Below are 14,606 nucleotides of genomic sequence, written 5' to 3' on the forward strand. Positions count from 1 at the left end.
AGAAATGGAAGCCTTAAAGCTGGAAAGTGTAGTTAAGCAATATGGAGAAAAAACCGCAGTAAACGGAATTAACCTAACCGTAGGTAAAGGGGAAATTTACGGATTACTGGGGGCGAACGGCGCGGGGAAAACAACCACGATGCGTATGGTGCTCGGCCTAATCTACCCTGATGAGGGCAAGATTTTGTATAACGGAAAACCTTTCAACAGTGAACTGCAGCAACTTATGGGTTATCTGCCCGAAGAACGTGGACTATATCCTAAGGTGAAGATCAGCGATCAAATCGTTTACTTGGCCCGCCTGCGTGGGATGTCAGCTAGTGATGCAGATAAGAGCTTGCGCTATTGGCTGGATCGATTCGAGGTTCCGGATTATTACAATAAAAAAATAGAAGAGCTTTCCAAAGGAAATCAGCAAAAAATGGGCTTTATCGCCGCTGTCGTTCATAAGCCGCAGATTCTGATTCTAGATGAAGCTTTCAGCGGGCTGGATCCAGTAAACGTGGAGCTGCTGAAAGATACGGTCAAAGAATTACGTGATTCGGGAACAAGTATCCTCTTCTCTACGCACCGGATGGAGCATGTGGAAGAGCTATGCCGTAACATTACGATTCTCGATCGATCCAATACGGTCGTTCAAGGGGATATCCGCACGATCAAGAATGGCTACCCGCGGGAAGAAGTATTGCTGCGTACAGCTAATGAGGTAAAAGGTCTGGAGTCCATCGCAGGTGTTACAGCAGTTAAACGGCTGGAGCGTGGGTATCTGTTATCGATCAGTGAGATCGGTGCAGCACAGCGTATTTTACAGCAGGCGATAGCACAGGGTGAAGTGGAGCATTTTGAAATCAAGGAACCTACGTTAAACCAAATCTTTATCAGAGCGGTGGGTGAATCTAATGAATAAGATGGGGACAATTATCGGCTTTACCTTTAAAAATAAAGTTAGAACGAAATCATTTATGATTACTACTTTGATTCTAGTATTATTGCTCAGCATAGGGATGAATCTTCCCTATATCATCGATCAGTTTAAGGGTGATTCGGCCAAAAGTGAAGTTACTCAAATTGCTGTGATTGCTGAAGAGGGAAATCAGGTTGCAGAATTGTTGAAGGCTTATACTGCGCCAGAGGGCATGCCACAGGCTAAGATAGTACAATATGCTTCTGCGGAGGATGCCGAGTTAAAGAAAGCATTAGATGAAGAGACCGTAGAAGGTTATGTTACTTTTGCGGAACCTACTGGTGAAGGGCTTCCACCCGTTACTTATCATAGTAATGATGGGGAACTAAACGGAGATGTGCAAGTTTATCTCCAAAATGCACTTCAGCAAGCAAACACACAATTCATCGTTGGCGACAAGCTGACCTCTGAACAGATTGCTGCAATGTCAACGCCTGTGCAGATTACTACACAACAGCTTAACGCAGGCGGTGGCAGTGAAAGCTCTCAGGAGGACACTCCAGCCATTAACTACATTATCGTATATGCCATGCTTATGTTGTTCTTTATGTCCATTATGATGACAGGCAACATGATTGCCGCAGAGATAACTTCTGAGAAAAGCTCGCGGATTATGGAGATTCTGATTACAAGTGCCTCACCTTTAGCGCAAATGTTCGGTAAAGTTATCGGTGTTTTCCTAGTAGGAATATTGCAAATTGGGATCTTTGTCGCAGCGATCGTCGTCAATTTGACGCTCCCGCATAATGCGACTGTATTGGCTGATTTTGATCTCGATTTAGGCCAGCTCAATATTAACTTGCTGCTCTATGGATTTGTCTTGTACGTATTAGGTTACTTCCTCTATGCCTTGATGTATGCGGCTGTAGGTTCGATTGTCAGCCGTACGGAGGATCTCGGTCAGGCGGTAATGCCAATCATGATGTTAGGCTTCGTAGCGTTCTATGTTCCACTGTTCAGTATCTCCAATGCAGATACTCTAGTGGTTAAGATAGCGAGTTATGTGCCTTTCACCTCACCATTGACGATGCTGCTCCGAATTGGTGTCGGCGAGGTGGCGATCTGGCAAGTCATTGTATCGCTGCTGATCCTGCTTGTGACTACCTTCATCTTCGGATGGCTGGCAGCCAAGATCTATCGTACCGGCGTACTGATGTACGGCAAACGCCCAAGTATTAAAGAAATCAGAAAAGCAATGAAAGCTTACAAGATCTAAGAAGACCTCATATAACTTTTAAGGAGTGCTAATGATGTCTACAAGCGAACAATATACCATTATGCTTTTAATGAGTTCGGTATCGCTGGCTACGGTTAGTAGAATGCTTCCGGATGGCTCCACTTTTATGGATTTCGTTCAAGGCGTATTGACTGGTGTTGCTATAGTGGGGATGTTGGCAGGATTGTGGATGTACGGTAAGGCGCGTAAGAGTAAAGTGTAATAGTAGGAACTGAATTTTCGGGGGTATCCTAACAACCATTTATGGTTGTTGGGATATCCCCGTTTTTGAGTTGGCAATCTCTTTGTATACGAGCTGATATAGCTAACGGACCCAGCAGCACTTAAATGCAACAATCATCGAGATTTAGCAAGATATCGGACACTATAGTCGCTATTGGCATGAAAAATGGTGAATTAGTAGCTCTTTTAACCAAATAGTTGCACTGGAGTCCGATACTATGCTCAAAAGGCGATAAACGTGTAAGTAACGTCATCTGGGTCCGTAAGCCTTGGTGGAAGATGATTAGGGCTTGCTTTAAGACGATCCAAGACGTTCATCGCTCGGGATTTCTACTGGAGTCCGAACGCCGGCCATATTTGTGGAAAAGCTTCAATTAAAGGCTCCTGAGTCCGTTAGATGCTTCATGCGCTTAAAGATTGTCTGAATTCTAGTCAGTGACTAAATTATAGAAAGATTTGCGCTCGTTAGTATATCCGTTTGGGTGGTCATCTGCTCCCGTACAGCTCTAAGCTGTGTTTTCAGTGCGGGAACACTTTTTTGCAGAATAATGCTTATTTGAGAAAGAGGCAGCTTTAGACCGTACCACATGACCTTCACAAGCTGTTCCTCCCAAGGTAATGCCTTAGCCGATAGAAGCGAGCGCCGGGCAAAAGAATCAGCACACTGGCGAATACAAGTGCGGTAAGCGTGGATAGAGAATAACTGAGGATCGAAATCATCCTGACGATATATTTTATGAAGCTCTGTGAAGGTGCGGATAGTAATCTTGTCTGCCTCATTAGATTGTTCTAACAACATGGAACTAAGTACGTAGACTTCATTAGTATACTTTTGAACACACTCTGCAAATTTAGTACTGTAGGTGGACTCGGGAGGTAAGGGGTCAGGCATGGTGAACACGATCCTTTCAGATTGAGAGATTTGCTTGAATCTATAATATAGAAAAGTAAGAGATGGATTTATTGATGAGATCGGCGGTGTCTGGTTCCGGGCAACTGTGTTTCTGCTGGGAGGCACTGGATAAAGCTTTGGAAGGTTTGTAGTAGAGCCGTTCACTTCTGGAATTGCTCCCCCCTGCTGCAACACTGTACAGACGCCCTTGCTGAATATGCCCTGCCAAGGATTTACCCTGGAGCTTGGCCTTTAAATCCTGCAAAGCACCCTGAACTAGCTCAAGCTTAACCTGCTCCCAATCTGAACCTTCGCGACGGACCTTATCCAGCGCTTCCTCAAGACGGCAATGACAGATAGCCCGTAAAAAAGAACTCCATTTAATGAGATCGAAATTTTTGGTGTTGGCAGAGATCAGACAAGCCCCCCAACTGCAGCCTCCCTTACAGGTGAGCTTCAGAATACCATAACGGCAGCCTTCAGCCCCTTCCATTCCATAGTGAATAGGCTCGGGTTCATCCAATACAAATACTTCAATGCGGGATAGTCTGCGCTGGTCCATAGTAGGGTTCCTCCTTAGATTTCCAAAAGCTTTAAGTCTACATGATGAGTGACACTAGCCTTTTCTACACAAGCGAGCATTTCCATTTTATTCTCACAGACTGCGGTATGCTCTAGCCATAGTCGGAACTTCTCTTTTCGTATAACAGATAGATGTAAGGGAAAGGTGCTGCGGGATCTCAAGACATACCAACCGGCGCTTACATCTTTCCAAGGCTCCTTGAAGGCTGTAAACCACGGGAGCTTTTGGTGTGATGACCAATCCTGCTGCTGCTGTTGTTCTCGAATTTTTTTATATATCTCATATACAATCTTAGAGTCTAAACAGTCTTTACAAGAAGAAGGTGTGCTGAACTGGCGAAGGGCTTGGATCTGGTTCTGGCCAAATGCATAGCCTACAATGTACCTGTGATTATGTTCTTCGAACCACAAGGCCCCGAAACAAACGTAATTTAGACTTATCGGCTCAAGCAGCCCTTGATGTATCCCTAAATAATAGTGCTTCAAAACATTCACCCCATCCAGCGTGCTATCACCTAATAAGCTCAGGTAACGCAAAAACCGCAGCAAGAGGAGGACCTCTGCTGCGGTTTTGGATTACAGGCAGATATACCTGGGCCAAAGCGTGGCGGATCAAGGGTCTCTCTCTTTACGCTTACGAGGTTAGCTGTCGGATTCGGACGGTGAGAGTCGCCCTACCTATTGAGACTTATGCAGTCTCCTTTGGATTCACCCCAAGTAGGCCAGGTGGCCTGATGGTTCCCCCGTTCCCTGCAATGCAGGAACTCAGCGTTGATTGTTTTTCATGAATTGGATTCAACCCGAATCATACTCTTTTCAAGATTTTCTGTAAAAAACGGAAAATGTTCTTTTAGAGCAATTTTAACCATATCCTGCCGACTACGACTGAAAAACGAGGTAAATAGGTATTTATGGCGTGTTATCGCGCCTCTTTCTCGTTCAGCCTCAGCTTCTTGCGTTTCTACCTATAATGGGAATTTGCAGTATTTTCGCTCTAAAAAGGTGAATAAAATCACATGGGTTATAGATAGCGATTAAACGCTCCAAACTCGAGTAAACAAGAGATATAGAGAGATTAGATATCAAGTAAGCGCTATCTAATGGGAAAATAGTTTTTAATTTGCATTATTTTGGCATCATTCAGGTTTTACAAGTCTTCGTGCATAAGAGTATGATTACTCCTGTTTCAACGACAATCGAATATTTGATCCGCTTAATTTCCGATAAGGAAAGCGGGGGAACCAACAATCGGCAGCCGATGTGAGAGTCGGAAGCCGATTATGGGGTGAATCCTGTAGAGGGTGTGAGTGAGCTCGCATCTATACAGGTAGGGCGACTCTCACCGCCCGAATCCGACAGCTAACCTCGTAAGCGTATGGAGAGAGGATGAGTGCAATGTGACCGCTAGCGAGCCACAGAGGAGATCCTTTGTGGCTTTTTGCTGTGCTCTTAGAAGCAAAGCATTTATGGAGGCCTCCCCTAAGAGGTCGCTAAATTCATCATTAGCGGTATTTGTAAGGCAGCGTCTAATGACGTGACACAACCGAGCTTTAGGTTGTGCCCGAAAATGACGATAGGTCAACATCCTTTCGGAGATTTTCGTTGCCTCCTTGTTGTAAATGAGCAGGAGGAGAAAAAAAGATGACGGATCAGAATGAATATGTGCTTGTATGTGCGCCTACAAAGGCGGGAGAACATTTCATTAAACTTCTGAAGTTCAGGGGTATTAAGATGGCGGGATTAACCAACAATGTGGCTGAGAAAGCTTTACTTGAGGAGCTCGGGATTGAGCAGGTTATTCTTGTGGATACCCGCCATCAGAGCACTTGGTTTCGCCCATCGTTCCCGGTAGGCAGGGTATATCTGTTTGAGAGCAGCTTTCCGCTTTGCTGCCGCTATATTCAGATGTGCCGTACCTGGACGACACAGCCGATTTTTGTGATTACAAGTTCAATAAATCCTAGATTGGTCTATAAAAGACTTGGGGCGAGCTATGTAATCTATTCCCATAGTGGTGATGCTGATTTTCTAATCGATAGATCACCTCATCAAGGATAATGGAAGGAGTGCGGAAGATATGATGGATCTGTATATGGTGGCTTCGTTAGCTGTAATTTACGGGTTATTTTATGGCTTTATGCGCTGGTGCGCAGGTGTAGTTGAGGATACGGGGAGGGATAAGCTGTGATTCTAGTAATCGCTGTTACCCTACTGTTGTTTATATATCTGGTTTACGCGTTGATTCATCCTGAGAAATTTTAAGGAGGGGCATTCATGGGCATTTTGCAAATAGTTGTCGTAATTGTAATTCTCATCTTGCTGGTCAAGCCGATGGGAACGTATTTATATCATGTATTTTCTAACGAACCGAATCGTACGGATCGCTGGTTTGCAGGCACAGAGAAAGGTATTTATAAGCTGATCGGCCTGAAAAAACGGGACGGAATGTCCTGGAAGAAGTACGCACTCAGCTTTGTTTTAACTAATATCGTACTGGTTGCTTTCAGTTATATTTTTCTAAGATTACAGCGGGGATTGCCGCTGAACCCGAATGGAATTGCCGATATGGAACAGACGCTTTCATTCAATACGGTGATCAGCTTTATGACCAATACGAACCTGCAGCATTATAGCGGGGAGACGGGACTATCGTATTTTTCACAAATGGCAGTCATCACGATGATGATGTTCACGTCTGCAGCGAGCGGATTTTCTGTTGCGGTTGCTTTTGTCAGAGGGATTACAGGACAGAAATCAGTCGGGAACTTTTTCGAGGACTTCGTAAAAGCACATATTCGTGTATTCATTCCATTAGCTCTGCTAGTTTCATTGGTGCTGGTAGGATTGCATGTGCCACAAACGCTCAAGCCATCGCTTGAGGTCACTACACTTGAAGGCCAGACGCAACAAATCGCTATCGGTCCAGTCGCTTCTTTGGAATCAATTAAACACTTAGGTACGAATGGTGGCGGCTTCTTCGGAGCCAATTCAGCACATCCTTTTGAGAACCCTAATCCACTTACGAACGTTCTGGAGATTCTCTCTATGTGGATGCTGCCAGCCTCTTTGCCATATATGTACGGGTTGTTCGCTAAGAACAAACGTCAGGGCTGGGTGATTTTCACAGCAATGATGACCTTGTTCGTACTACTGCTGGGATTGAATTATTATGCGGAAACCAAAGGCAATCCAGCTATCAATGCGCTGGGGATCGAGTCTTCGCAAGGCAGCATGGAAGGTAAAGAGGTACGTTTTGGTATCCCGCAATCTTCGCTGTTCACTTCGGTAACAACGGCAGCTACGACAGGTAGTGTTAACAATATGCATGATACGCTGACACCGCTGGGTGGCATTACCCCTCTGGCCCTAATGATGCTCAACAACGTCTTCGGGGGAAAAGGTGTCGGACTAATCAATATGCTGATGTATGCCATCATGGGTGTCTTCTTATGTGGACTAATGGTTGGCAGAACACCAGAGTTTCTCGGGCGAAAGATAGAAGCCAAGGAGATGAAGCTAATTGCGATTGCTATCCTTGTGCATCCATTCATTATCCTTGTACCAACAGCAGGTGCGTTCTTAACGGACTTGGGCAACGGTTCCATCACGAATCCCGGATTCCATGGACTTAGCCAAGTGTTATATGAATATGTCTCTTCTGCCGCGAACAATGGTTCAGGATTTGAAGGGCTTGCGGACAACACCACCTTTTGGAATGTTACAACCGCAATCGTAATGCTGCTTGGCCGTTATGTCTCTATAATCGCGATGCTGGCAGTTGCAGGCTCACTGATCCAGAAGAAGCCAGTTCCTGAGACGATTGGCACATTCCGCACAGACAATGGTCTGTTCACCGGAATTCTGATTGGTACCGTAGTAATTATCGGGGCTCTGACGTTTCTGCCAGTCATTGTGCTCGGCCCGATTGCAGAATATTTGACCTTACGGTAGGAAGAGGGAGAACAAGATGAGTACTGTAAAAAGAAAAAAGCTGCTGACGGGACCCATACTCCTAAGCGCTGTAAAGGATAGCTTTATTAAGCTTAACCCGGTGACGTTAATTAAAAATCCGGTCATGTTCGTAGTCGAAATCGGTACGATTATTGTATTGCTTATGGTACTGGCCCCCGGATATTTTAATGCAGAGAAATCGGTAGGCTTCAATATCACAGTGTTGTTCATTCTGCTATTCACAGTGCTGTTTGCCAACTTCGCTGAAGCGCTGGCTGAAGGCCGCGGGAAAGCCCAGGCGGATTCACTCAAGAAAACGAAACAGGATATCACAGCTAACAAACTCGTTGGAGGGTCTGTGAAGACCGTTTCTTCTTCCGAGCTTCGTAAAGGAGATATTGTCATCGTCAGTCAGGGAGAACTTATCCCTGGCGATGGTGAAGTAATTGAAGGGCTGGCCTCCGTAGATGAATCTGCAATTACAGGTGAATCTGCACCTGTTATTAAGGAAGCCGGCGGAGATTTTGGCTCAGTCACTGGCGGCACCCGGGTAGTCAGTGATGAGATTAAAGTCAAAATTACCAGTGATCCCGGTGAGTCATTCCTGGATCGGATGATCTCCCTCGTTGAAGGGGCGAAACGTCAAAAGACACCCAATGAAATTGCACTAAATACACTCTTGATCAGTCTGACGTTGATTTTCCTGATTGTAGTAGTGACCTTGCGGCCAATTGCGACTTATCTGGGCGTTGATCTAGATATTCCTGTTATGATCGCCTTGCTGGTCTGTCTGATCCCGACCACAATCGGGGGCCTACTCTCCGCTATCGGGATAGCAGGGATGGACCGCGTCACACAGTTTAATGTCCTTGCTATGTCAGGGAAGGCCGTTGAAGCTGCCGGCGACATTAATACAATGATTCTAGATAAGACAGGTACGATTACTTTCGGAAACCGGATGGCGAGTGATTTTGTGCCTGTTGGAGATGAAACGGAAGCTGAGCTTACGGCTTGGGCAGCTATTAGTTCGCTAAAGGATGAGACTCCGGAAGGACGTTCGGTTATTGAGCTGGCTAAGAAGCTGGAGCGCAGCTATGACAGCAAACTTGCTGAAGGCGGAGAGTTCGTAGAGTTTAAGGCTGAGACCCGGATGAGTGGTATAGATCTACTTGATGGACGATCTGTTCGTAAAGGGGCAGTCGATTCCGTGAAGAAATGGGTACAGTCGAAGGGCGGAGTCATTCCCGCGAACCTCGACAGTAATTCCGATGCTATCGCTCGGATGGGGGGGACCCCGCTTGCTGTTGCGGTAGACAACCGGATTTATGGACTTATTTACTTAAAGGATACGGTTAAGCCAGGCATGAAAGAGCGGTTTGATGAGCTGCGAAAAATGGGAATCAAGACTATCATGTGTACAGGGGACAATCCGCTGACCGCAGCTACTATTGCCCGTGAAGCAGGGGTAGATGATTTTATTGCAGAGAGTACACCTGAGGATAAAATAGCGGTTATCCGCCGTGAGCAGAACGAAGGCAAGCTGGTGGCAATGACTGGTGATGGTACGAATGACGCACCTGCCCTTGCCCAAGCTGATGTGGGCTTAGCGATGAACAGTGGGACTACAGCCGCTAAGGAAGCAGCAAACATGGTTGATCTGGACTCCGATCCCTCGAAGATCATTGAGGTTGTAGCTATTGGTAAACAGCTACTGATGACGCGGGGCGCGTTGACAACGTTCAGTATTGCGAATGATATCGCTAAATACTTCGCAATTATTCCGGCAATGTTCATGCTCGCCATTCCTGAAATGGAAGCCCTGAATGTCATGGGATTGGGTTCACCTAGCTCGGCAATTATATCTGCATTAATATTTAATGCGATTATTATTCCGCTGCTGATCCCATTGGCTATGAAAGGTGTCTCGTATAAAGCGATGAGTTCTACGAAGCTGCTGGGACGTAATATTTTTATCTATGGTTTAGGTGGAGTAGTCGTTCCTTTTGCGGGCATCAAGCTTATTGATTTGCTCGTAAGTGTATGGATTTAACAACGGATTGACTAATCATTGAAAGGGTGAGAGCATCGTGAATAACAGAAAATCGATTGCGGACGCTGAAGAACAGTTGTCATCATCGAAGGGTGCTAATTTCTTTATTATATTACGGCTATGTCTAGTGTTTATTGTTCTTTGCGGAGTGATTTATCCTCTGACTACTACAGCGATTGCTCAAGTTCTGATGCCATCGCAAGCGAACGGCAGTCAGTTGAAGAATGACGCTGGAGTAGTTGTGGGCTCAGAACTCATCGGGCAAAGCTTTACGGACCCGGCATTATTCCATGGCCGTGTATCCAGCATTGATTATAAAGCGGAAGCCTCAGGCTCCAATAACTACGGCCCATCCAACCCGGATATGCTGCAGCGGACGAAGGATTCCATTACACAGTGGCAGCTGGATAATCCGGATGTGCCTGTAAACAAGCTGCCGGTTGATTTAGTAACCAACTCGGGTTCAGGTCTTGATCCGCATATCACTCCTGCGTCGGCAATTGTGCAGATTCCCCGGATCAGTAATTTGACTGGGATTCCAGCCGCGCAGCTGGAAGAGCTAGTGAATAAGCAGACCGAAGGTCGTGATCTAGGGCTGTTTGGTGAAAAGCGGGTAAATGTTCTGAAGCTGAACATGGAGCTGCAGAAATTAACGAACAAATAAATATAGCTAATATCCCTGCCCGATTGTTCAAACTGGGTCAGGGATATCTTGCTTTCTGGCATAGAAGAGTGAATGGATGAACGGGTTATTAAGGAGTGGTCTTGATGGGAACATATCGGAGGAAGACGCCGGAGGAACTGCTGCTCTCTATTTATGAGCTGCATCGTGGACGCCTGAAGATCTATATAGGTCCGGTCAGTGGATCAGGCAAGACCTATCAGATGCTGCGTGAGGGTCAGGCGCTGAAAGCACAGGGCATCGATGTTGTAATCTGTGCGGTTTCAACCAACCAAAGTCCAGAAACAAGGGATCAGCTGGGTGACTTGGAACGGATTCCAAGTATTCATTGGTTTCAGAAGGAGATCGAGAAGAAGGATCTGGACGTGGAGGCCATTGTGGCGCGTAATCCAGAGGTTGTACTGACCGATGGATTGGCTCATCATAATCGCGAGGGTGCGGAGAGATCAACTAGGCTGGAGGATATCAAATATTTATTGGGCTGTGGAATTAGTGTCATCACAACTGTAAACGTATACGAGCTGGAGGGCGCAGCAGATCTTGCGCGGAAGTGGACGGGGATTGAGGTGGAATATTCCTTGCCTGCGGAAGTGCTCACCCTTGCAGATGATATCGTTCTAATTGATGTGACTCCGGAAAAGATACTTCAACGTTTGTCCGAAGGACATTTGGGCAAGAAGCAGCGGACTTCGCTTTTTAACAAAGGGAATCTAAGCAAGCTGCGGGAGCTGGCGCTGAGAATGGTTGCGGAGGATGTTAATGGTTCGCTGGAGAAGCATCGGGAGGAGCAAGGATTGCTGGGGGCTTCGGGGATTGCCGAAAAAGTGTTGGTGTCCGCACAGTATTATTGGAATGGCTCGATTCATATCCGCCGTGGGCAGCAAATCGCTAAACGGTTAAACGGAGATCTGGCGGTGGTATCCTTCTGGAAGCAGGGCCTGACGCCCTCTAAGGAAGCAGCAACCTTCAAGCGATCCCTATGGAAGCTGACTGAGAAGATTGGGGCCTCGATGGAGGAGATTTCTTTTCGCTCGAAGAGGGAGATTCCGGGACTTCTAGTGAAATACGCCATCCAGCATAATATTACCCGTATCGTTATGGGTCACTCTAAGCAAACGGCGTGGCAGGAGCTGTGGAAGGGTTCGATTGCTAACTCATTGTTAAAGCAAATCCGTGGAGTAGATGTGTTTTTCGTGGCTGATCGTGCTGAGCGTGAGGGAGAACGTGTTCTTCCTACCCGGCAGAGCCGAAATGAGCGGAAAGCTGATGCCTATCACAGATTAAGCACTCAGGAAGTAAAGGATAAAATCGATGCGATTCGTGGGGGCACATTTAAAGTGTACATTGGTGCTGCTCCCGGGGTGGGCAAGACTTATAAGATGCTGCGAGAAGGAAATGATCTCTTAAAGAGAGGGATCGATGTTGTTATTGGACTACTAGAAACGCATGGACGTAAAGAAACCCTTGAACAGATCGGTGATCTGGAGATCCTTCCGCGACTGAGCATTGACTATCGGGGGACTGTCCTTGAGGAAATGGATACGGCAGCTATTATTAAGCGTAATCCGGAGGTCGTACTGGTAGATGAACTGGCACATACCAATATGCCGGGCAGCAAGCATAAGAAGCGGTATATGGATGTTATGGAGTTATTGGATGCGGGGATCTCTGTAATCTCCACAGTGAATGTTCAGCATTTAGAAAGCTTGAATGATGCGGTAGAACAAATTACCGGAGTTAGAGTTAGAGAGACTTTCCCGGACAGCATTCTGCAACGGGCCGACGAAGTTGAACTTATCGATGTATCCCCCAAAACACTGCAAGAGCGGATGAAGGATGGAAAAATATATGCGATGACCAAAGTGGATCAGGCGCTGGGTGCTTTTTTCAAAATCGGCAATCTAATCGCCCTCCGTGAACTGGCGCTGCGGGAAATTGCTGATGATGTGGATGAACGTCTGGAGGCCTGGGAACGTGTCGGGTCGCTGCGGGGACCTTGGCGGCGGCAGGAAGTGATCTATGTGTGCATCACCTTAGGAGATCATGCGGAACGTCTGATTCGGCGCGGTTTTCGGATTGCCTATCGTCTAAAAGCTTGCTGGTATGTTACGTACGTACAGGAATATAAGCAGAGCGGGCCTTCTTACGATAAACGAATTAATGATTTGAAAGAATTGACGGAACGACTGGGTGGAACGTTTAAGATGATTCCTAACGTGCTCCCGGCACGAGTGTCTTCCTTGCTGCTTGAAAGGTCTCAAGCCTTACAGAGCACACAGATTATTATCGGCCAGTCCCAACGCTCATGGGTGCGCAAATGGCTACGCGGGGATGTCACTAAACAGATTTTGCGTTCGGCCAGAAATGTAGATGTACTGGTCGTGGCAAATCTTATGCGTGAGGAACCCTAAGCTTTAGAACAATGAAAAAAAGGGATTCCTTGCCGAGTGGCTGCTGGAATCCCCTTTTTTGTAAGCATATATCAAGTGCTAAATAATTAAACGAATGAATTACTGAGCAGCTTCGAGAAGTGCTTTCAGCTCGGGAAGATTGAATCCTTTGGTGGCGTGATCCCCTGCTACAGTAACAGGAACACCCATGAAACCAAGCTTTTCGACTTCCTCTTGATAGACGGTGCTAGTCATAACATCTCTTACTTCAAAAGGGATACCTTGCTCCGTAAGATATTGTTTGACCAGATTACAGTCGCTGCAGCCTGCTGTTGAATAAACAATCACTTGCTGGCTCATTGGTTCACAGCCTCTTTGATAGCATCTCTTGTGATCTTCCAGTGGGTAGTGTTCCAGCGGACCTCAGTATCCTCAAGCAGGAAGAGCTGTGGAGATTCATGCTTAATCCCGAAATCCTCGGCAATTTGATTGGAAACTGGACGATCCTCGATGACTAGAACTACTGCTGCTGCAGTATCCGCATCCTTTAGATAAGCCTGGAATTCTTCATTAGCTTTGGCGCTAATCGGGCAGGTAGTGCTGTGTTTGAACAGCAGCTTCTTGCCAGGTTTAGCCACATACTGCTCAAGATCTTCCAATGTATGAAGTTGTTGAATAGACATAGATATCACCCTCCTGGGATCGTTATTTTACTAACCATTGTGTTGTTAACAACCTGTAATCATGATTGTAACATATATTAAATTTAAAACAAAAAGGATTCTGGAGCAGCTAATCCAAGGATGACCAAATTCTCATTTTAGCGCGTTGAAAAAAAGGGGACGGCATGCTAAGGTGAAAGGAAGACAACTTGCTTCAATAATCCTTACTAGGTAGGAGTGTTGATAAGAATGAACAGAGTTGCATGTGTGACTGGAGCTGATCGGGGTCTCGGATTGTCTCTTGTGCACTCTCTTTTAGAGAAACAGTTCTCAGTATTTGCTGGACAATACATGAGAGATACAGATGAATTGAAAGCGCTTAAAGAGGAGTATCCGGAACAGCTGGAACTTATTCCACTCGATATTGGTAGTAAGGACAGTGTAAAGCAGGCAGCAAGGGCTATCGCCAGCAGAACGGGGCATGTTGATATTCTTATTAATAATGCCGGAATTATTCATTCCGCAGATGATGCTACGATGCTGGTGGATATGGATGATGAGGGCATGGCGGAGATTTATAATGTGAATACACTAGGCGCGTTGAGAGTCAGCAATGCACTTATGGGACTTTTATTACAAAGTAAGGATAAATTGATTGTTAATATTTCTTCGGAAGCGGGCAGCATTGGCAGAAATAAACGTATTAATATGTACGGCTACTGCATGTCTAAGGCGGCTCTCAATATGCAATCCTCCCTGATGCACAATCATCTAAAGACGCTTGGGGGTCAAGTGATGGTGTTTCACCCCGGCTGGATGAAGACTTATATGCATGGCGAAAAAAATGAGCAAGCGGATATTTCACCCGATGTGTCTGCAGACCAGATTATAAGTCAGGTTATGGAGTATAAAAAGCATCTAGGGGATGAGCCGGCCTATCTTGACGTGGATGGAAATACATGGCCTTGGTAGAT

At 46.0% G+C, this 14,606-nt stretch carries 14 protein-coding genes and 2 riboswitches; of the genes, 9 read left to right on the top strand and 5 right to left on the bottom strand.

Annotated features, from left to right (window positions below; all coding sequences use genetic code 11):
• Positions 1–4: 4 nt before the first annotated feature.
• Genes MHI32_RS02990 through MHI32_RS03000 form a run of 3 tightly spaced genes read left to right on the top strand, consistent with a single transcriptional unit; the run spans position 5 to position 2,403 of the window.
• Entirely contained in the window at positions 5–907 is a 903-nt protein-coding gene (locus tag MHI32_RS02990) for an ATP-binding cassette domain-containing protein (RefSeq protein WP_036676693.1), read from the top strand.
• Entirely contained in the window at positions 900–2,180 is a 1,281-nt protein-coding gene (locus MHI32_RS02995; protein ID WP_076124479.1) for an ABC transporter permease, read from the top strand. The genes MHI32_RS02990 and MHI32_RS02995 overlap by 8 nt, the downstream gene beginning before the upstream one ends.
• Positions 2,181–2,211: 31 nt before the next feature.
• Positions 2,212–2,403, top strand: coding sequence for a hypothetical protein (locus MHI32_RS03000; protein ID WP_143762355.1), 192 nt, complete (start codon positions 2,212–2,214; stop codon positions 2,401–2,403).
• 459 nt (positions 2,404–2,862) lie between these two features.
• Here the strand turns inward: MHI32_RS03000 and MHI32_RS03005 are convergent, their stop codons facing one another.
• Genes MHI32_RS03005 through MHI32_RS03015 form a run of 3 tightly spaced genes read right to left on the bottom strand, consistent with a single transcriptional unit; the run spans position 2,863 to position 4,446 of the window.
• Entirely contained in the window at positions 2,863–3,315 is a 453-nt protein-coding gene (locus MHI32_RS03005) for a hypothetical protein (RefSeq protein ID WP_076185178.1), read from the bottom strand.
• A gap of 40 nt (positions 3,316–3,355) precedes the next feature.
• A complete protein-coding gene (locus MHI32_RS03010; RefSeq protein ID WP_076185177.1) occupies positions 3,356–3,877 on the bottom strand; it encodes a hypothetical protein in 522 nt (173 codons plus the stop codon).
• Positions 3,878–3,891: 14 nt separating this feature from the next.
• On the bottom strand, positions 3,892–4,446 hold the full coding sequence (locus MHI32_RS03015) for a hypothetical protein (protein ID WP_076124474.1): 555 nt from the start codon (positions 4,444–4,446) through the stop codon (positions 3,892–3,894).
• 68 nt (positions 4,447–4,514) lie between these two features.
• A riboswitch (cyclic di-AMP (ydaO/yuaA leader) is annotated at positions 4,515–4,678 on the bottom strand.
• A 419-nt stretch (positions 4,679–5,097) separates the two neighbouring features.
• Positions 5,098–5,287, top strand: a riboswitch (cyclic di-AMP (ydaO/yuaA leader).
• A 251-nt stretch (positions 5,288–5,538) separates the two neighbouring features.
• Here MHI32_RS03015 and MHI32_RS03020 point away from each other — a divergent pair.
• The 5 genes from MHI32_RS03020 to MHI32_RS03040 all read left to right on the top strand — a co-directional run bounded on the left by MHI32_RS03020 (position 5,539) and on the right by MHI32_RS03040 (position 12,991).
• Positions 5,539–5,955 (top strand): hypothetical protein, encoded by a 417-nt coding sequence (locus MHI32_RS03020; RefSeq protein ID WP_076124472.1) that lies wholly within the window; start codon positions 5,539–5,541, stop codon positions 5,953–5,955.
• Between the two features lie 216 nt (positions 5,956–6,171).
• On the top strand, positions 6,172–7,848 hold the full coding sequence (kdpA, locus tag MHI32_RS03025) for a potassium-transporting ATPase subunit KdpA (RefSeq protein WP_340011861.1): 1,677 nt from the start codon (positions 6,172–6,174) through the stop codon (positions 7,846–7,848).
• Positions 7,849–7,864: 16 nt separating this feature from the next.
• Positions 7,865–9,898, top strand: coding sequence for a potassium-transporting ATPase subunit KdpB (gene kdpB / locus MHI32_RS03030; RefSeq protein ID WP_076124469.1), 2,034 nt, complete (start codon positions 7,865–7,867; stop codon positions 9,896–9,898).
• A gap of 55 nt (positions 9,899–9,953) precedes the next feature.
• A complete protein-coding gene (gene kdpC, locus MHI32_RS03035; RefSeq protein WP_076193779.1) occupies positions 9,954–10,562 on the top strand; it encodes a potassium-transporting ATPase subunit KdpC in 609 nt (202 codons plus the stop codon).
• 104 nt (positions 10,563–10,666) lie between these two features.
• Complete coding sequence (locus MHI32_RS03040; protein ID WP_076185175.1) at positions 10,667–12,991, top strand: histidine kinase; 2,325 nt, start codon at positions 10,667–10,669, stop codon at positions 12,989–12,991.
• A gap of 99 nt (positions 12,992–13,090) precedes the next feature.
• On the opposite strand, the gene MHI32_RS03045 is transcribed toward MHI32_RS03040, so the two are convergent.
• Together MHI32_RS03045 and ytxJ are read right to left on the bottom strand one after the other, a co-directional pair.
• Positions 13,091–13,330, bottom strand: coding sequence for a glutaredoxin family protein (locus tag MHI32_RS03045; RefSeq protein ID WP_076124465.1), 240 nt, complete (start codon positions 13,328–13,330; stop codon positions 13,091–13,093).
• Positions 13,327–13,653 carry a bacillithiol system redox-active protein YtxJ gene (ytxJ, locus tag MHI32_RS03050; protein ID WP_340011862.1) on the bottom strand — a complete coding sequence of 109 codons (327 nt, stop codon included), beginning with the start codon at positions 13,651–13,653 and terminating at the stop codon, positions 13,327–13,329. Before ytxJ ends, MHI32_RS03045 begins: the two co-directional genes overlap by 4 nt.
• Positions 13,654–13,881: 228 nt before the next feature.
• Here ytxJ and MHI32_RS03055 point away from each other — a divergent pair, with 228 nt between their 5' ends.
• Entirely contained in the window at positions 13,882–14,604 is a 723-nt protein-coding gene (locus tag MHI32_RS03055; RefSeq protein ID WP_076124464.1) for an SDR family NAD(P)-dependent oxidoreductase, read from the top strand.
• Positions 14,605–14,606 lie beyond the last annotated feature (2 nt).

Origin of the sequence: Paenibacillus sp. FSL H7-0690 (genome assembly GCF_037980415.1) — a bacterium.
In the GTDB taxonomy this organism is placed as follows: Bacteria; Bacillota; Bacilli; order Paenibacillales; family Paenibacillaceae; genus Paenibacillus_AQ; species Paenibacillus_AQ odorifer.

Excerpts from the sequence above, each read along its gene's own strand:
- ytxJ (WP_340011862.1), bottom strand. The coding sequence starts at position 13,653 with ATGTCTATTCAACAACTTCATACATTGGAAGATCTTGAGCAGTATGTG.
- MHI32_RS03045 (WP_076124465.1), bottom strand. The coding sequence starts at position 13,330 with ATGAGCCAGCAAGTGATTGTTTATTCAACAGCAGGCTGCAGCGACTGT.
- kdpB (WP_076124469.1), top strand. The coding sequence starts at position 7,865 with ATGAGTACTGTAAAAAGAAAAAAGCTGCTGACGGGACCCATACTCCTA.
- MHI32_RS02995 (WP_076124479.1), top strand. The coding sequence starts at position 900 with ATGAATAAGATGGGGACAATTATCGGCTTTACCTTTAAAAATAAAGTT.
- kdpA (WP_340011861.1), top strand. The coding sequence starts at position 6,172 with ATGGGCATTTTGCAAATAGTTGTCGTAATTGTAATTCTCATCTTGCTG.
- MHI32_RS03040 (WP_076185175.1), top strand. The coding sequence starts at position 10,667 with ATGGGAACATATCGGAGGAAGACGCCGGAGGAACTGCTGCTCTCTATT.
- MHI32_RS03005 (WP_076185178.1), bottom strand. The coding sequence starts at position 3,315 with ATGCCTGACCCCTTACCTCCCGAGTCCACCTACAGTACTAAATTTGCA.
- MHI32_RS03010 (WP_076185177.1), bottom strand. The coding sequence starts at position 3,877 with ATGGACCAGCGCAGACTATCCCGCATTGAAGTATTTGTATTGGATGAA.
- MHI32_RS02990 (WP_036676693.1), top strand. The coding sequence starts at position 5 with ATGGAAGCCTTAAAGCTGGAAAGTGTAGTTAAGCAATATGGAGAAAAA.
- MHI32_RS03055 (WP_076124464.1), top strand. The coding sequence starts at position 13,882 with ATGAACAGAGTTGCATGTGTGACTGGAGCTGATCGGGGTCTCGGATTG.
- MHI32_RS03000 (WP_143762355.1), top strand. The coding sequence starts at position 2,212 with ATGATGTCTACAAGCGAACAATATACCATTATGCTTTTAATGAGTTCG.
- MHI32_RS03020 (WP_076124472.1), top strand. The coding sequence starts at position 5,539 with ATGACGGATCAGAATGAATATGTGCTTGTATGTGCGCCTACAAAGGCG.